Source organism: Bacillus cereus group sp. TH152-1LC (assembly GCF_027710505.1).
Lineage (GTDB): Bacteria > Bacillota > Bacilli > Bacillales > Bacillaceae_G > Bacillus_A > Bacillus_A mobilis.
This window is the reverse complement of sequence record NZ_JAQFNK010000003.1, coordinates 133,170-149,636: the sequence shown is the minus strand read 5'-3', so window position 1 is coordinate 149,636 and position 16,467 is coordinate 133,170. Positions and strand designations below refer to the sequence as shown.

The following is a 16,467-nucleotide window of genomic DNA, read 5'->3' as shown; positions in this document are numbered from 1 at the left end:
GGAATTGTGACATATGAAAGAAAAGTGTTTACAAGAGGTTATATATACGTTATATTTAAGACCTCTTTTTTCTTCATAGTAGAATTGCTAATTCCCCTTAGCATTTTACCCCTCTAATCCCTTCAGGAAAACTGAAGGGATTTTTTATTATTTTTCCGTAAATATCATGTTATAATCTTTGAAAAGTAAAGGGAGGGAAGCACGTTGATAGATGCATTAGATGTAATGAGTAACTTGGATAAAGTCCTTCCTTATTATCAAGCTATTTTTAGTGCTGATGAGCATACTGTAATTGGATATGAAGTAGTAGGACGTATTCAAACAGAAGAGGGCATACAAAGTTTAGCTTCTTTCTTTCATGATGATTCTATTCCGAGTGAGTTTCAACTGGAAGCAGATAACATTATAGTAGAAAAAGCTTTAAATCGTTATTTAGAAAGTGATCAAAAACTATTATTATTTATACATCGGAATGCGAACGTATTAATGAACGATGATGATGAAAGTTTACTTCAACTGTTATTGATGTATGAAGAGCAAGGTTTAAATTTGAAACACATTGTTTTAGAAATTACAGAACATGAATGTAAAGAAGATATAGAGCAATTTAATCATTTGCTTATGTATTATCGTACATATGGTATTCAAATTTCGATTAATAAAGTTGGAACAGGTACAAGTAATTTAGAACGTATTAGCGTGTTAGCACCGGATATTTTAAAAGTAGATTTAACAAACTTAAGGCAAACTGCACTTTTACAATCTTATCAAGATATTTTATATTCTTTATCATTACTTGCTAGAAGAATTGGTGCGACATTGTTATATGAAGAAATAGATGCTTTTTATCAACTACAATATGCTTGGAAAAACGGTGGTAGATACTATCAAGGGAATTATTTGAAAGAATGCTTACCTGATTTTATTGAAACGAACGTTTTGAAAGAACGACTTGGTAATGAGTGCCATCAATTTATTCAACATGAGAAGAAAAAATTACAAAAAATTTATAATTTAACAGAACTGTTACGTGATCGAATTGGTGATGTTCTAACCAAACAGAAAAAGAATGAAGATATAAATGATTGGTTATTACAATTTAGCCAAAGTGTATCACAGTGTAGTTTTCGCATATTTATTTGTAATGAAGATGGTTTCCAGCAATCAGGAAACGTTATGAAAAAAGACGGAGAATGGATTGTGATGCCTGAGTATTACATGAAGAACTGGAGTTGGCGTCCGTATTTTCTAGAGAATATTATGAAAATGCGTTTTGAGAATAAGGCAAGACTTTCAGATTTATATGCTGATATTGAAACCGGTGAGATGGTACGAACATTTTCTTTCCCAATTGATGATGAAAACTTTTTATTTATAGATTTATCGTATGAATATTTATATGAAGAAGATGTTTTATTTTAATGCACGAAGAGATTCGTGCATTTTTTGTTTGTTTTTATCATAAATTGGTAATAGTGAAAATGGTGATGAAAATGCTGTCTATCGTTGTAAAGATTTTGCGAACGAAACCAGCCCTTTCTTTGCATAATCATTGTTACAATGAATACTACAAAGACAAGTTCTCTTAAAGGGAAGGTGAAAAAATGAGGAAATATGGAATATGGTTAGTTCTATTTGTATGCGTTGCCTTTCTAGTTGGTTATAGTGTTACAACTGTTTTAGGAAAAGAGGAAGTGAAAATTGATCAGAAAGAAGTGTTTACAACGATACAAAAAGGCTATGAAACCCAATTTTCAATTCGTGGGAAGCATTTGCCGATGAATAAGATGATAGAAATGTTATCACCGTATTTTACAGAGAATTTCCTTCAAGTATTTACAGATGAAAATAGTAGAAGTGATAAACAAAGTGGTGAATATTTACTTCCAGCAAAAGAAGCACCGTTTTCTTTTCATTCAGAAACGAAAATGTCATATGATGAAGAGCATAAAATTTTATATGTATATGAGCGGGCGAAAAGCGGACAATATCAAATTGTAACATTGCAAAGAGATCAAGGGAAATGGAAATTGGCCGGATATCATGAAAGCCAAGAACTTTTAACTGAAATAAAAAGATTACAACAATTATAAAGTGAAAATTTAAGCAGTGGGGGATATCCCACTGCTTATTAGCCGGCACCAATCGGGCGTTTACTGGCCGATAAATAGCGAAATAAAAATAGGAATAGGTTTTTACCTATTCTATATTGAGTAGCTGTTGTAATTTTTCAATTTGAAAACCAGCAACAACTTCTCCATCAATTACAACTGTTGGAGTTGAATAAGAATCATAGTCATATAAAAGACGATTGCGTGCAGCAGCGTCTTTTTTTACGTCAAATTCGTCATATACAACGTTATTATGCTTTAAAAATTCTTTCACAATGACACATGGCGGACAATCAGGTTGTGTGTAAACCTCAATTTTTTTCATTGTAATTCCTCCTTTTTTCTGTGTTTTATTATATTCTTCCAGTATAAAAATCGCAATAAAGAAGGCAAAAGATGCACTTTCTGTTTTTTCCTTCGCATTTCGACAAATTTTTAGTTGAGTTTCTGGCCAATAACCTTTATCCTAGACTGTGGAACATTTTTTCTGTTATGACGGATAGAATGAGTATAGCTGTAAAACCTATTGGTAGGAAGATCAGAGAAAGGAGAGATTTCATGTCTCTACTCCAAGGAATTTTAACTCGACTTGTTAGTCTACAAGAACAAGCTGAAAGCGGTGAAGTAGCACAACGCTATTTTGAAGTGAACGGTGAGCGCAAATGTAGCGTGAAATTTTTCGATAAAAGTGAAATGTATGAGTTAGAAGTGTATCAACAAGGTGAAAAACCTCAAGTGTATCAATTCGATAATATCGACATGGTTGCAATTGAGATTTACGATATCATTTCTTGATACATATAAAAAAGGTGTTGCCATATGGCAACACCTTTTTTAGTTCTATTACTTTTTTGTTTATATGTATAGGGATTTTTCATTTTTCCTACAATGGTAATAAAGTGAAATTGTAATCAGTGGGGCTTCTTCGTCCTATACTAATTACTAGCCATCACCAATTGGGGGGGACGGATAGCGGGATAAAAATAACGAGGAGGTGTGTTGTATGGAACGTTTACCAGTTGTGATTTGTCCTAATTGTCACAATTCTGCTGAGATTATTCATGTATTAACGGCTCAATCGAATCAAAATGTAATTTATACGTGCCAAGTTTGCCAGTATGTAATTCGGAATATTGAAACGAATAAAGGGTAGAAAGTTATAATTTTTGTTTTTGTCCCATACAATGAGAATACGAAAAGTCTGTCTAATTGAAAGGACGTGACTATGTGGCCGGTGAACAGACATTTTATAATGTTTCAGAGAGACATTTAAATTTTGATATGGTCTTTAGCCGTATTTGTAGTTTCATTGAAAAGGATCCACGAAATTTATATCGCTTATCCATTGGGACAGACTCACAAGCGCATCAAAAGGATACGAGGTTTATTACGGCAATTCATATTCATCGTGTTGGAAAAGGAGCCTGGGGGTGTTTACACCATAAATCAGTAAAAGATAAGCCAGCAACTTTACGTGAGAAAATATATTTAGAAACGCAGTTTAGTCAAGAAATCGCATGCTTATTTACTCCAAATCATATACAAACAATATGGGATTTATTGCATCCATTTGCTCAAGATGGGGCTGGATTTATAATGGAAATTCACTTAGATATCGGAAATGATGGTTTAACAAAAGAATTTATTCTAGATATGACAGCGAAAATTCAAGCGATGGGATTAACTGCAAAAATTAAGCCGGATGCTTATGCGGCATTTAGTTATGCAAATCGATATACGAAATAAAAAATATTTTCATATATCTTTCATTAAAAACTGAATATTACATCTATTAAATAGGTTGGAAATTTTATATAATAAGAGTAACGATGCGAGTATAAGGAGAGGGGTATATGAAAAGGGAATTTGTTTTAACGGAAGAAGAGGAGAGCTTGTTACTAGATATTTTATTTCAGCAAAATTATGCAAGTGAAATTTTAGCTGTGGAACTTACAGATATTGAGAATGGTTTAAAAAAGACAGATGTGATGCAATATAAAAAAATCACAAGGTTATTTTACAGATTAAAAAATAAAGGGTATTAAGCGCTACCGCAATGGTAGTCTTTTTTTTGTGTTGTATGCTAAAATAACTGTGTAATTTTGTTTTTATTGAAATAATGTAAGGACAAAATAATAATATGAAAACGCTGTCATAAAATGTGAATAGAGTCGGTGATTATAAGCAGGAAAAAGGGAAAATGGGGGATGTAATATGATTAGTATTCCGAAAGACGAGTTTCAACAAATTTTTGTGAAAGATTTAATGATTTCATCAGAAAAAGTAGCGCATGTTCAAATGGGGAATGGTTTAGAGCATGCATTACTCGTTCTTGTGAAATCTGGATATTCGGCGATACCTGTTTTGGACCCGATGTATAAATTGCACGGGTTAATTAGTACTGCTATGATTTTAGACGGTATGTTAGGGCTAGAACGCATTGAGTTTGAGCGACTTGACGAAATGAAAGTAGAACAGGTGATGAAGGAAGACATTCCGGTTCTTAAGTTAGAAGATTCATTTGCAAAAGCTTTAGAAATGACAATTGATCATCCTTTTATTTGCGCTGTCAATGAAGAGGGGTATTTTGAGGGGATTTTAACGCGTCGAGCGATTTTAAAATTGTTGAATAAAAAAGTAAGGCAACATAATCGATAATGTGAGAAAAGTGACTTCATAGAAGCGGAGAAGTCACTTTTTTTCGTGCATATCAGTTGTGTATGTATTATATTTAAAAAGATAAAAAATATAAGAGTATATAGTTAAATTAAGGATGAAAAGCTTATTGAGATAAGGTGTATGGAAGCTAAGGAAAGAGGGAGAAAGTTGCAAATTGATGATTTTCAAATGATGGTTGTGTTAGCTCAGGAATCAAATATGAGAAAAGCGGCGGAACGTTTATTTGTGTCACAACCTGCGCTTAGTCAACGATTACAATCTATGGAGAAACAATGGGGAATGAAGTTTTTTATTCGCTCACAAAAAGGATTGACAATTACACCTGAAGGGGAAAAAGTCGCAAATTATGCAAAAGAGATGCTACAAAAGGAAGAGGATATTAAAAGTGAGCTAGCTGTTTTTAGAACAGAAACTCACGGAACGTTAAAAATAGCTGTTGCATCGGTTATTGGTCAATATTGGCTTCCTCCTGTTTTGAAGAAGTTTGTCCATAAATACCCTTCAGTGAAAATATCGCTGTTTACTGGCTGGAGTAGTGAAGTGCAAAAGCAATTTTATGAAGGAGACGTTCATGTTGCTATATTGAGAGGCACACAGGAATATAAAGGTCAGAAACAACAATTATTTGAAGATGAACTTTATTTAGTGGATAAAGAAATAAAAGATATTTCGATGTTAAAAGAAACAAATAGACCATTTATTCAATTTAAAAGTGATTCGACTTATTATGGACAAATACAAAATTGGTGGTATGGTTTATTTTCTAATCCACCTAAGAGAACAATTGTGGTTGATCAAATTGAGACTTGCAAACAACTCGTTTTAAATGGTATAGGTTATGCACTGTTACCTTCTACTGTTTTAAAAGAAGTACAGGAAAATATGTATAAAACACCTGTTCAATTAACGAGAGAAACATGGTTATTGACGAGTGAATCGGCCAGACAATTGAAGCAAGTACGGGCATTTTTAGAAATTATAGAAGAAATTCAAATGGAAAAATAGGATTATTATCTTGCTACTCGCTCTATCGTTTGGTAGAGTAACATTATAAATGGATTTAGGAGGCAACAAGAATGAAAATGATGGACGCTAACGAAATTATTTCGTTTATTCAAAAAAGTGAAAAGAAAACTCCTGTAAAGGTATACATAAAAGGGGATTTAAAAGAAGTAACATTCCCTGAAACGGTACAAGCATTTGTAAATAAAAAGTCTGGTGTATTATTTGGAGAATGGTCTGATGTTAAGACAATTCTTGATGCAAATAGCAAGCACATTGTTGATTACGTTGTTGAAAATGACCGTCGTAATTCTGCGATTCCAATGCTTGATTTAAAAGGTATTAAAGCTCGTATTGAGCCAGGCGCGATTATTCGTGACCACGTTGAAATCGGCGACAATGCTGTTATTATGATGAATGCAACAATTAATATCGGTGCTGTAATTGGTGAAGGTTCTATGATCGACATGAACGCGGTACTTGGTGGACGTGCAACGGTTGGTAAGAACTGTCACGTAGGTGCGGGTGCAGTACTTGCAGGTGTTATTGAGCCGCCGTCAGCAAAACCGGTTATTGTTGAAGATGATGTTGTAATTGGTGCTAACGTAGTTGTGTTAGAAGGCGTTACAGTAGGTAAAGGTGCAGTTGTAGCAGCAGGCGCTGTTGTAACAGAAGATGTGCCTCCATATACAGTTGTTGCAGGTACTCCAGCACGTGTAATTAAAGAGATTGATGAGAAGACAAAAGCAAAAACTGAGATTAAACAAGAGCTTCGTCAATTAAACCCAGAGAAATAAAAACAAAAAAAGCGTAAGAGCATAACGGGCTCTTACGCTTTTTATAGATAGAGGTGCAAAAATGGCAGTAAGCAAATTCATTCAAATACGTAGAGATCTACACAAAATACCGGAAATTGGATTTAAAGAGTGGAAAACACAACAGTATATTTTAGATTACATAGGAACGCTTTCGAATGAGTATGTGGAAGTGAAAGTATGGAAAACGGGTGTCATTGTTAAAGTAAATGGAAAAAATCCAGAAAAAATTATCGGTTATCGCGCAGATATAGACGGTTTACCAATTACCGAAGAAACTGGATATGAGTTTGCTTCTACTCATGAGGGAATGATGCATGCATGTGGACACGATTTGCATACAACAATTGGTTTAGGACTTCTAACAGCAGCTGTAACAGAACGAATAGATGATGACCTTGTGTTTCTATTCCAACCAGCTGAAGAAGGGCCAGGAGGGGCTCTTCCTATGTTAGAGAGTGAAGAGCTAAAAGAATGGAAGCCGAATATAATTCTTGGTCTTCATATTGCACCTGAATATGCTGTAGGAACAATTGCAACAAAAGAGGGGCTATTATTTGCGAATACATCAGAGTTATATGTTGATTTAAAGGGGAAAGGTGGACATGCAGCCTATCCGCATACTGCAAATGATATGATTGTTGCAGCAAGTCACCTTGTTACACAACTTCAATCCGTTATTAGTCGTAATGTGAACCCTCTTGATAGTGCAGTAATTACAATCGGAAAAATAACAGGTGGTACAGTTCAAAATATCATAGCAGAAAAGTCTCGGTTAGAAGGAACGATCCGAACGTTATCAGTGGAATCAATGAGTCGTGTTAAAAGTAGGATTGAGGCAATTGTTGCAGGGATAGAAGCTTCCTTTCAATGTGAAGCGGTCATTGACTACGGGGCGATGTATCATCAAGTATATAACCATGAAGTATTAACGAGAGAGTTTATGCAGTTTGTAAGTGAACAAACTGATATGAATGTAATTACATGTACTGAGGCAATGACAGGGGAAGATTTTGGTTATATGCTTCAAGCGATTCCTGGATTTATGTTTTGGCTTGGGGTAAATTCAGAATATGGTTTACACCACGCAAAATTAAAACCAGATGAAGAGGCTATTGAGAAAGCTATCGCATTTTTAGATCAATATGTGAAATGGAAAGGAACTAGAAAGTAAACTCGTTCGCCAAATTTGCAAAAATTTAAAGTGGGTACTTGTTAGTTCCAAGACGAAAACATCTTTCATATTTGTTTTGGATATACATCGGCATACAAATGGATAAAGCAATGAGCAGTGGTTTTAAGCCGCTGCTCATTATTCATTATCGCTTATTGAGAAGATGATTAGTTAACTAGCTTATATATGTTTACATTTCGTGTAGAAAGTGTGTAAAATCAATGTGAAACATAGAAAAAAGGGTGGGGAATTACGTGCAAATTAGCAGTGCAATGTTGTGTTTCGTCTTATATGCGTATGTTATTATTGCGGCGGTGTATTTTGGGATAAGTTTTTATGCCTACCGTTTAGTAGATAAACATGAATATGACGAAACATATAAATGGGTGAAGAGATATTTATCACCTGTATTAGAAATTATGAATGGGTTTGTACTCTTTTTATTTATTGGATTGATTGCTTTCTCAACAAGTTTAGTAGGGAATAAAACGACATTATTTGTACTAGGTATCATTATTTTTATGTTGTTAGGAATACGGATTGGTAACACGGTGTTTTGGAATGAAAGAAAAGTAGATGGTTGGACTGGAATGTTAATCCCGTGTATGTTAGCAGCTATCGTGACAAACATAGAGCATGAGTATTATCAATTGCATTTTTGGCTTATTATCGTTTTAACAATTCTTTCAGTTTTGTATATAAGTACGGTAGTCCTAACATACATTGCACATGAAAAAGGTGATGTGAAAGGAACTCTCTTCTTTAGAGGACGAGCATTATTTTGGAGTGTGCCAACGATGGCGGTTATAGGAATTATTGCGATATTAGTAAATGGATATCACTTTACTGATTGGCAATTATTTTTAGAAAATTGGTGGATTTTCATCATTTCGTTTATCGCATTTTTAGGTGCAACGCATTATTTATTCCATCAACATCATTATATATTGGCATTGTTATTCGCATTTACACAACTATTATTTGCTTTCTTCGGACAAGAAACGTTATTATTCGTTTTTGAAACATTTAGTTCATTTGGAAATATATTTGTATTTGGTATGTTAATTTTCAGTATCGCATTTTATTTACAACAGTATTTTTATATGCAAAAACAAAAATAAGAATGATATACAGGTTTTTGTAGCAAATCTAAAGTATGTTACAATAAAAACACATAGTATTCGATGTTATTGGAGGAATTCCTGTGGGTGAAAAAGAGAAAGAATTTGCTGTTATTGGGCTTGGACGTTTTGGTGGAAGTATTTGCCGAGAACTCGCTCAATTAGGTATGGAAGTAATGGCAATTGATTCAGATGAGGATAAAATAAATGAGTTTGCAAATATAGCTTCACATGCTGTAATCGCAGATTCAACAGATGAGATGGTATTAAAAAGTCTTGGTATTCGTAATTTTGATCATGTAGTCGTTGCTATTGGAGATAATTTGAATTCAAGTATTTTAACAACATTAATTCTGAAAGAGTTAGGTGTAAAAAATATTACTGTAAAAGCTCAAAATGATTACCATGAAAAAGTGCTAAGTAAAATAGGAGCAGACCACATTGTGCACCCAGAGCGTGATATGGGAAAAAGGATTGCTAATAATATTGCATCAAGTAATGTGTTAGACTATCTTGAGCTTTCGGATGAGCATAGTATTGTAGAGATTATTGCAAATAAAAAAATTGATGGTCATTCTTTAATCGAATTAGATATTCGCGCGAAGTTTGGATTGAATATTGTAGCAATTAAACGTGGCAAAGAAGTTATTGTATCTCCTCGAGCTACGGAAAATATTCAAGCGGGAGATATATTAATTGTAATTGGTCATGACGATGAAGTAGATCGTTTTAAACACTTTTTAAGATAAGAGAAAAGGACAATACCATGAAGGTATTGTCCTTTTTCTTATATTTCCATAATGATTGGTAAAATCATTGGGCGACGTTTCGTTTTCTCATATAGGAATGGTGCTAATGTGTCTGTAATTTCATTTTTAATTTCAGACCATTGTGTTGTTTTGCGCTCCATTACTTTTTCTAAATGAGTTGTAATTAATGTTTGAGCATCATTAATTAAATCACTACTTTCGCGCATATACACGAAACCACGTGAGATAATATCAGGTCCTGCTGCAACTTTAAACTCTTTCATATCAATGCTTACAACTACAATAACAAGGCCTTCTTCAGAAAGAATACGACGATCGCGTAATACGATATTACCGATATCTCCAATACCATTTCCGTCAATATAGACAGATCCAGATGGTATTTTACCAGCTACGCTTGCTTCATCTGAACGAAGAGCAAGAACATCTCCATTATCCATGATGAAACAGTTTTCTTCTGGAATACCACAATCATTTGCTAATTTCATATGCATACGTTGCATACGATATTCACCATGAATTGGCATGAAATACTTCGGTTTAATTAGACGAAGCATTAGTTTTTGTTCTTCTTGTCCACCGTGCCCACTCGTATGAATGTTTGACAGTTTTCCGTGGATTACATCAGCACCAGCACGATACAACATGTTAATTGTACGGCTTACACTAATTGTGTTACCAGGGATTGGTGAAGAAGAGAACACAACTGTGTCGCCAGGAATGATTTGAATTTGACGATGAGTACCATTAGCAATACGTGAAAGTGCTGCCATTGGTTCACCTTGACTACCTGTACATAAAATAACAACTTTATTAGCCGGTAGGCGGTTTAGTTGAGATGTATCTATGAATGTATCTTTCGGACAGCGAATATAACCGAGGTTTTGTCCGATTTCAATCGCTGCTTCCATACTGCGACCGAACACAGCAACTTTACGATTGTTTTCAACAGCCGCTTCAACAACTTGTTGTAGACGATGTATATTTGATGCAAAGGTTGCGAAGATAATACGCCCTTCTACTTTGCGGAAAATATCTTGAATACTATCACCCACACGGCGCTCAGACATTGTAAAGTTTGGAACTTCACTGTTTGTACTGTCAGATAAGAGACAAAGTACACCATCTTTTCCGATTTCAGCCATTTTTGTTAAATCAGCTGGTTCACCGACTGGTGTGAAATCAAATTTGAAATCGCCAGTATGAACAACTTGTCCTTGAGGTGTTTTCACAACAACTCCGTATGAATCTGGGATACTGTGAGTTGTACGGAAGAAGGAAACAGATGTCTTTTTAAATTTAATAACATCATCTTCTTGAATTTCATAAAGTTTTGCTTTACGAAGTAATCCGTGCTCTTCTAATTTGTTTTTGATTAGCGCAATTGCTAATTTCCCGCCATAAATCGGGATGTTTACTTGACGTAATAAGTAAGGAATTCCACCGATATGATCTTCGTGACCATGTGTAATGAATAATCCTTTAATTTTATCTTCGTTTCGCACAAAATAAGTGTAATCTGGTATTACATAATCGATTCCGAGGAGTTCGTCTTCTGGAAATTTAATTCCAGCATCAATAATAATAATTTCATCTTGAAATTGAACAGCATATGTATTTTTACCGATTTCACCAAGTCCACCTAAAGCAAAAACGGCAGCCTGATCATTCTTTAGAAATTTCATATGACTATACGATTTCCGCTAATGTTAAATCAGCGTTTTCTTTTTCATATTCAAGATGAGCACCAGTAACAGACTGAACGAACTCGATATTATATGCGAACTTATTTAATTTCTTACGAACATCCTTTTCAGACGTAGCCTCTAAATATAAAACTTTTGTATTTTCACGTACTGGAACCTCAGTTATTTTGTCTTGATAAAATACTTTAAAAATCATTTGGAAAACCTCTCCTTGTCTATGTTTTGCATTATCTGTTACTTATTATAAAGCAAACAGTCACGATTTTCATGTTTTTTCGAATGAGAATGAAGAAAAAGCCCGAAATGGGCACAATTTAAGCGATTGTCTTTTTACGGACTAGATCTTTTAAATAACGCTTGAGCTTTTTCTTCAGCTTCTTCAGCATGATTACTCCTTCCTTTCCTTATTTTAAACATGCATATTACTAGTGAAAACTCCGTCTCTGATATAAGAAAGAAGACAAAAGTGAATGTTGAATCTTGTCCTTTCTCATACAGGGAAAGTTATTCTATAGTAACGATTAGTAGCCGTTAGTTATAGGTATAGTATGAGAAAGAATAGAAAAGAAAATTCATACGAACAAGTATCCACATTTTTTACTAATATATATATGCAGGTTTTATAAAAAAGGTCAGAAAGTGAACGCTTTCTTCACAGATGTTTAATATGTTATACTTTTTTTTAGAATTTGAAAAGCGATAATCAAAATAGGAATATAGAGTAACAGAAAGGATTTTGACAAATGAATGATAAAATTGTCTTTTTTGATATTGATGGAACATTATTAGATCATGATAAGAAGATTCCGCAATCTACACGAGATGCAGTAAGACATTTACAAGAAAAAGGTGTGCATGTAGCAATTGCGACAGGACGTGCGCCATTTATGTTTGAAGATATTCGTGAGGAACTCAATATACACAATTATGTTAGCTTTAATGGACAGTACGTTGTATTTGAAGATGAAGTAGTATTTAATAACCCGTTACATCCAGCTGCCTTACATAAGTTTACTCAATTTGCAAAACAAGAAGGATATCCACTTGTATATCTTGATCATCAAGATATGAGAGCATCAGTGGAATACCATGATTATGTGAAAGAAGGTTTTGGAAGCTTAAATTTTGAGCATCCGACATATGAACCTGATTTCTATGAGAAACGTAATATTTATCAAACGCTTCTTTTCTGTGAAGTGAATGAAGAGGAAAAGTTTATTAATCAGTATCCAGACTTTCATTTTATTCGCTGGCATGCATATTCAATGGATATTATTCCAAATGGTGGTTCGAAGGCAAAAGGAATTGAGAAATTCATTGAAAAGTTGGGATTTAACCGTGAACAAGTGTATGCATTTGGAGATGGCTTAAATGATTTAGAAATGATTGAAGCAGTTGGGACAGGTATTGTGATGGGGAACGGTCATGAAGACTTGAAAAAACTTGCAAATCATGTGACAAAGGATGTTAGTGAAGACGGCATATATCATGGCTTAAAATGGGCTGGATTGCTATAAGTGAATATGGAACCCATTTCATATAAAAAAAGGCGGAAGATTTACTCCCGCCTTTTTTTATTATCGCTCTAGAGGTTTTGAATCATCAGGAGCAGCAAATGGATTTTCTTTATTAATGTGGTCATAGAACATGACACCATTTAAATGGTCAATCTCATGTTGAAATACGATTGCTGGTAAACCTTTTAAACGTAATTTTACTTCTTCGCCGTTGATAGATGTTGCTTTCACTGTAATTCTTGTGTAACGAGGGACATAACCAGGTACTTCGCGGTCTACTGATAGACAGCCTTCCCCACTTTGTAAAAATGTACGTTCAACAGAATGACTAATGATTTTTGGGTTGAATAATGCATGACTATATAATGTACCGTCCGTATCTGTTACGTGAACCGCAATCATTTTCTTTGAAATACCGATTTGCGGAGCAGCTAATCCGATTCCAGGGCGTAAACTATATTTTTCAGCCATTTCAGGATCTTGGCTATTGATTACAAATTCAATCATTTCTTTAAGGGCAGTTGTATCTTCTTCGTTCGCCGGCATTGATACCTCTTCTGCAACGTTTCGCAAAATAGGATCTCCTTCGCGAATGACATCTTTCATTGTAAGCATATGTAATCTCTCCTTTCTTCTTTAGTCTACCAAAGGAGATGAAAAAAGTCATCGACAAGTAGGGAAGCGCTTTGGAAAGCGTTTTACTATAGAATACTTATGTATGTAATAAAGAAACAGACGGCAAAGCCGTCTGTTTCTTTCCATAGTTGTTTCATTTTACATTAGCGAATGCAAGCAGCACCAACGATAATTAAAAGAATAAACAACACAACGATTAAGGCGAAGCCGCGTCCAGACCCACCACAAGAATCTCCATAACCGTAGGAAGGATATGAACAAGTTGGATAGCAATATGAGTATCCGTACATGAGATGACCTCCTTTATCATTTCCCGCTAATATTGCGGTTACTATAATGTATGGAGGGAAGAGTAGAAATGTATGGGTAATTACCTATAAAAGGAAGAAGAGTTTGTATATTTTTGTTAAGAAGAGAGAAAAACTAAAGAGAATTAAATCGTTTACATATTATTCTAAGAGAAAAAACAAGTTAAAAAGGGAATAATATAACAGCAGGTTAATGCTTACTAATACAGATGTGAAAAATAAAAACACGTTTGTGTAGAAGAAACCTGCAGATTATTTATAAAAAAACGTATTCAAAGTAATTGACATCGTAATTAGAATAGTTGTAAACTAAAAAACGTGATCAAGATTGTATTAATATGTTTCTGAAAAAACATTAGTACAGATTGTTAGGTACACAAAATTATTCTCAACCGACAGATAAATTTGTTGGTTTACATTGTTGCGTTTTCATTCTAGCTAATAGATAGTGAAAGCGTTTCAGAATATGGTTCAAGAGAGGAAGAGGTGAACGGAATGGGTACTAAAACAAAAAAGACCCTATTTAATGTTGATGAGCAAATGAAAGCTATCGCAGCTCAATTTGAGACATTACAAATTTTAAATGAAAAAGGCGAAGTTGTGAATGAAGCAGCTATGCCTGAATTATCTGATGATCAATTAAAAGAATTAATGCGCCGTATGGTGTATACTCGCGTACTAGATCAACGTTCTATTTCTTTAAACCGTCAAGGACGTTTAGGTTTCTACGCACCAACAGCTGGACAAGAGGCTTCTCAATTAGCAAGTCATTTCGCACTTGAAGCAGAAGATTTCATCTTACCAGGATATCGTGATGTGCCACAATTAGTATGGCACGGTTTACCATTATACCAAGCATTCTTATTCTCTCGTGGACATTTCATGGGTAACCAAATGCCTGAGAATGTAAATGCACTTGCTCCACAAATCATTATCGGTGCGCAAATCATCCAAACTGCTGGTGTTGCGTTAGGTATGAAACTACGTGGTAAAAAATCTGTTGCAATTACTTACACTGGTGACGGTGGTGCTTCACAAGGTGACTTCTACGAAGGTATGAACTTTGCGGGTGCATTCAAAGCTCCAGCAATCTTCGTTGTACAAAACAACCGTTATGCAATCTCTACTCCAGTAGAAAAGCAATCTGCAGCTAAAACTGTAGCACAAAAAGCAGTAGCAGCAGGTATTTACGGAATTCAAGTAGACGGTATGGATCCATTAGCTGTATACGCAGCAACTGCTTTCGCTCGTGAGCGTGCAGTAAACGGCGAAGGCCCTACTTTAATCGAGACTTTAACATTCCGTTACGGTCCACATACAATGGCTGGTGATGACCCAACTCGTTACCGTACAAAAGATATCGAGAACGAATGGGAACAAAAAGATCCAATCGTACGCTTCCGTACATTCTTAGAAAACAAAGGCCTATGGTCTCAAGAAGTTGAAGAGAAAGTAATCGAAGAAGCAAAAGAAGATATCAAACAAGCAATTGCTAAGGCTGACCAAGCTCCAAAACAAAAAGTTACTGATTTAATGGAAATCATGTACGAAAAAATGCCTTACAACTTAGCTGAACAATATGAAATTTACAAAGAAAAGGAGTCGAAGTAAGCCATGGCTCAAATGACAATGATTCAAGCAATCACTGATGCTTTACGCGTTGAAATGAAAAATGACCCTAACGTACTTGTGTTTGGTGAAGACGTTGGTGTAAACGGCGGTGTATTCCGTGCTACTGAAGGTTTACAAGCTGAATTCGGTGAAGATCGTGTAATGGATACTCCACTTGCAGAGTCTGGTATTGGTGGACTTGCAGTTGGACTTGCATTAGAAGGTTTCCGTCCAGTTCCAGAAATCCAATTCTTCGGTTTCGTTTTTGAAGTAATGGATTCAATTTCTGGTCAATTAGCTCGTATGCGTTACCGTTCTGGTGGACGTTGGACTGCTCCAGTAACAGTTCGTTCTCCATTCGGTGGCGGTGTTCATACTCCTGAACTACATGCTGATAGCTTAGAAGGATTAGTGGCTCAACAACCTGGTCTAAAAGTTGTTATTCCATCTACTCCATACGATGCAAAAGGTCTTTTAATCTCTGCGATTCGTGACAACGATCCAGTTATTTACTTAGAGCATATGAAATTGTACCGTTCATTCCGTCAAGATGTACCAGAAGGCGAATACACAATTGATTTAGGTAAAGCTGATATCAAACGTGAAGGTACAGATGTATCTGTTATCGCTTACGGTGCTATGGTTCACGCTGCATTAAAAGCTGCTGAAGAACTTGAAAAAGAAGGTATCTCTTTAGAGGTTGTTGACTTACGTACAGTTCAACCATTAGATATCGAAACAATCATCGCTTCTGTTGAAAAAACAGGCCGCGTAGTTGTAGTTCAAGAAGCACAAAAACAAGCTGGTATTGCAGCTAACGTTGTAGCGGAAATTAACGACCGTGCAATCTTAAACTTAGAAGCTCCAGTTGTACGTGTTGCAGCTGCTGATACAGTATTCCCATTCTCTCAAGCTGAGAGCGTATGGTTACCAAACCATAAAGATATTGTTGAAGCTGTTAACAAAGTAATGAACTTCTAATTTTTAGCTTTTCATGTGCAAAAGAAATCAGCACAT

At 35.1% G+C, this 16,467-nt stretch carries 19 protein-coding genes and 1 pseudogene; 15 read left to right on the top strand and 5 right to left on the bottom strand.

The window, feature by feature from the left end:
• The first annotated feature begins 204 nt into the window (after positions 1–204).
• Both PDL00_RS10460 and PDL00_RS10455 read left to right on the top strand, forming a co-directional pair.
• Positions 205–1,422, top strand: a complete 1,218-nt coding sequence (locus tag PDL00_RS10460; protein ID WP_242255146.1) for an EAL domain-containing protein — start codon at positions 205–207, stop codon at positions 1,420–1,422.
• 182 nt (positions 1,423–1,604) lie between these two features.
• Positions 1,605–2,093 carry a DUF3993 domain-containing protein gene (locus PDL00_RS10455; RefSeq protein WP_242255149.1) on the top strand — a complete coding sequence of 163 codons (489 nt, stop codon included), beginning with the start codon at positions 1,605–1,607 and terminating at the stop codon, positions 2,091–2,093.
• A gap of 106 nt (positions 2,094–2,199) precedes the next feature.
• Here PDL00_RS10455 and PDL00_RS10450 read toward each other — a convergent pair whose 3' ends face one another.
• The gene (locus PDL00_RS10450; protein WP_242255151.1) at positions 2,200–2,436 is read right to left on the bottom strand and encodes a glutaredoxin family protein; all 237 of its coding nucleotides are present in this window, start codon (positions 2,434–2,436) and stop codon (positions 2,200–2,202) included.
• A gap of 233 nt (positions 2,437–2,669) precedes the next feature.
• On the opposite strand from PDL00_RS10450, the gene PDL00_RS10445 reads away from it, so the two are divergent.
• The 10 genes from PDL00_RS10445 (at position 2,670) to PDL00_RS10400 (ending at position 9,651) form a co-directional block, all read left to right on the top strand.
• Complete coding sequence (locus PDL00_RS10445) at positions 2,670–2,906, top strand: YkuJ family protein (protein WP_000055151.1); 237 nt, start codon at positions 2,670–2,672, stop codon at positions 2,904–2,906.
• 208 nt (positions 2,907–3,114) lie between these two features.
• Positions 3,115–3,264 (top strand): hypothetical protein, encoded by a 150-nt coding sequence (locus PDL00_RS10440; RefSeq protein ID WP_000440538.1) that lies wholly within the window; start codon positions 3,115–3,117, stop codon positions 3,262–3,264.
• 128 nt (positions 3,265–3,392) lie between these two features.
• Positions 3,393–3,857: a ribonuclease H-like YkuK family protein gene (locus PDL00_RS10435; protein ID WP_242255166.1), complete on the top strand. Its 465-nt coding sequence runs from the start codon at positions 3,393–3,395 to the stop codon at positions 3,855–3,857.
• A gap of 107 nt (positions 3,858–3,964) precedes the next feature.
• Entirely contained in the window at positions 3,965–4,156 is a 192-nt protein-coding gene (gene abbA, locus PDL00_RS10430; RefSeq protein ID WP_000817794.1) for an antirepressor AbbA, read from the top strand.
• Between the two features lie 169 nt (positions 4,157–4,325).
• Positions 4,326–4,769: a cyclic-di-AMP-binding protein CbpB gene (gene cbpB, locus PDL00_RS10425; RefSeq protein ID WP_016086509.1), complete on the top strand. Its 444-nt coding sequence runs from the start codon at positions 4,326–4,328 to the stop codon at positions 4,767–4,769.
• Positions 4,770–4,910: 141 nt separating this feature from the next.
• The gene (locus PDL00_RS10420; RefSeq protein WP_061678286.1) at positions 4,911–5,795 is read left to right on the top strand and encodes a LysR family transcriptional regulator; all 885 of its coding nucleotides are present in this window, start codon (positions 4,911–4,913) and stop codon (positions 5,793–5,795) included.
• A gap of 71 nt (positions 5,796–5,866) precedes the next feature.
• On the top strand, positions 5,867–6,589 hold the full coding sequence (gene dapD / locus PDL00_RS10415; protein ID WP_242255153.1) for a 2,3,4,5-tetrahydropyridine-2,6-dicarboxylate N-acetyltransferase: 723 nt from the start codon (positions 5,867–5,869) through the stop codon (positions 6,587–6,589).
• 61 nt (positions 6,590–6,650) lie between these two features.
• On the top strand, positions 6,651–7,781 hold the full coding sequence (locus tag PDL00_RS10410; RefSeq protein ID WP_270728948.1) for an N-acetyldiaminopimelate deacetylase: 1,131 nt from the start codon (positions 6,651–6,653) through the stop codon (positions 7,779–7,781).
• A gap of 254 nt (positions 7,782–8,035) precedes the next feature.
• Complete coding sequence (locus PDL00_RS10405; protein WP_242255158.1) at positions 8,036–8,902, top strand: cytochrome C oxidase assembly protein; 867 nt, start codon at positions 8,036–8,038, stop codon at positions 8,900–8,902.
• Positions 8,903–8,985: 83 nt separating this feature from the next.
• Positions 8,986–9,651: a potassium channel family protein gene (locus PDL00_RS10400; protein ID WP_000504032.1), complete on the top strand. Its 666-nt coding sequence runs from the start codon at positions 8,986–8,988 to the stop codon at positions 9,649–9,651.
• 38 nt (positions 9,652–9,689) lie between these two features.
• Here the strand turns inward: PDL00_RS10400 and rnjA are convergent, their stop codons facing one another.
• The gene (gene rnjA / locus PDL00_RS10395) at positions 9,690–11,357 is read right to left on the bottom strand and encodes a ribonuclease J1 (RefSeq protein WP_000670372.1); all 1,668 of its coding nucleotides are present in this window, start codon (positions 11,355–11,357) and stop codon (positions 9,690–9,692) included.
• Between the two features lie 4 nt (positions 11,358–11,361).
• Positions 11,362–11,574, bottom strand: a complete 213-nt coding sequence (locus PDL00_RS10390) for a DNA-dependent RNA polymerase subunit epsilon (protein ID WP_270728947.1) — start codon at positions 11,572–11,574, stop codon at positions 11,362–11,364.
• A gap of 547 nt (positions 11,575–12,121) precedes the next feature.
• Between PDL00_RS10390 and PDL00_RS10385 the strand changes: the two genes are divergently transcribed.
• Complete coding sequence (locus PDL00_RS10385; RefSeq protein ID WP_270728946.1) at positions 12,122–12,895, top strand: Cof-type HAD-IIB family hydrolase; 774 nt, start codon at positions 12,122–12,124, stop codon at positions 12,893–12,895.
• 60 nt (positions 12,896–12,955) lie between these two features.
• Here PDL00_RS10385 and def read toward each other — a convergent pair whose 3' ends face one another.
• Positions 12,956–13,510, bottom strand: coding sequence for a peptide deformylase (def, locus tag PDL00_RS10380; protein ID WP_270728945.1), 555 nt, complete (start codon positions 13,508–13,510; stop codon positions 12,956–12,958).
• Between the two features lie 164 nt (positions 13,511–13,674).
• A pseudogene (locus tag PDL00_RS34850) lies at positions 13,675–13,755 on the bottom strand (YjcZ family sporulation protein); the annotation flags it as partial.
• Between the two features lie 579 nt (positions 13,756–14,334).
• Between PDL00_RS34850 and pdhA the strand changes: the two are divergent.
• Both pdhA and pdhB read left to right on the top strand, forming a co-directional pair.
• The gene (pdhA, locus tag PDL00_RS10370) at positions 14,335–15,450 is read left to right on the top strand and encodes a pyruvate dehydrogenase E1 component subunit alpha (protein ID WP_097904475.1); all 1,116 of its coding nucleotides are present in this window, start codon (positions 14,335–14,337) and stop codon (positions 15,448–15,450) included.
• Between the two features lie 3 nt (positions 15,451–15,453).
• On the top strand, positions 15,454–16,431 hold the full coding sequence (gene pdhB / locus PDL00_RS10365; protein WP_000068163.1) for a pyruvate dehydrogenase complex E1 component subunit beta: 978 nt from the start codon (positions 15,454–15,456) through the stop codon (positions 16,429–16,431).
• The last annotated feature ends 36 nt before the right edge of the window (positions 16,432–16,467 follow it).

What these genes read in the sequence shown, in the direction of transcription:
- PDL00_RS10450 (WP_242255151.1), bottom strand. Translation starts at nt 2,436, where the DNA reads ATGAAAAAAATTGAGGTTTACACACAACCTGATTGTCCGCCATGTGTC.
- rnjA (WP_000670372.1), bottom strand. Translation starts at nt 11,357, where the DNA reads ATGAAATTTCTAAAGAATGATCAGGCTGCCGTTTTTGCTTTAGGTGGA.
- PDL00_RS10385 (WP_270728946.1), top strand. Translation starts at nt 12,122, where the DNA reads ATGAATGATAAAATTGTCTTTTTTGATATTGATGGAACATTATTAGAT.
- pdhA (WP_097904475.1), top strand. Translation starts at nt 14,335, where the DNA reads ATGGGTACTAAAACAAAAAAGACCCTATTTAATGTTGATGAGCAAATG.
- PDL00_RS10440 (WP_000440538.1), top strand. Translation starts at nt 3,115, where the DNA reads ATGGAACGTTTACCAGTTGTGATTTGTCCTAATTGTCACAATTCTGCT.
- PDL00_RS10445 (WP_000055151.1), top strand. Translation starts at nt 2,670, where the DNA reads ATGTCTCTACTCCAAGGAATTTTAACTCGACTTGTTAGTCTACAAGAA.
- cbpB (WP_016086509.1), top strand. Translation starts at nt 4,326, where the DNA reads ATGATTAGTATTCCGAAAGACGAGTTTCAACAAATTTTTGTGAAAGAT.
- PDL00_RS10455 (WP_242255149.1), top strand. Translation starts at nt 1,605, where the DNA reads ATGAGGAAATATGGAATATGGTTAGTTCTATTTGTATGCGTTGCCTTT.
- pdhB (WP_000068163.1), top strand. Translation starts at nt 15,454, where the DNA reads ATGGCTCAAATGACAATGATTCAAGCAATCACTGATGCTTTACGCGTT.
- abbA (WP_000817794.1), top strand. Translation starts at nt 3,965, where the DNA reads ATGAAAAGGGAATTTGTTTTAACGGAAGAAGAGGAGAGCTTGTTACTA.
- PDL00_RS10420 (WP_061678286.1), top strand. Translation starts at nt 4,911, where the DNA reads ATGGAAGCTAAGGAAAGAGGGAGAAAGTTGCAAATTGATGATTTTCAA.
- PDL00_RS10410 (WP_270728948.1), top strand. Translation starts at nt 6,651, where the DNA reads ATGGCAGTAAGCAAATTCATTCAAATACGTAGAGATCTACACAAAATA.
- dapD (WP_242255153.1), top strand. Translation starts at nt 5,867, where the DNA reads ATGAAAATGATGGACGCTAACGAAATTATTTCGTTTATTCAAAAAAGT.
- def (WP_270728945.1), bottom strand. Translation starts at nt 13,510, where the DNA reads ATGCTTACAATGAAAGATGTCATTCGCGAAGGAGATCCTATTTTGCGA.
- PDL00_RS10435 (WP_242255166.1), top strand. Translation starts at nt 3,393, where the DNA reads ATGGTCTTTAGCCGTATTTGTAGTTTCATTGAAAAGGATCCACGAAAT.
- PDL00_RS10390 (WP_270728947.1), bottom strand. Translation starts at nt 11,574, where the DNA reads ATGATTTTTAAAGTATTTTATCAAGACAAAATAACTGAGGTTCCAGTA.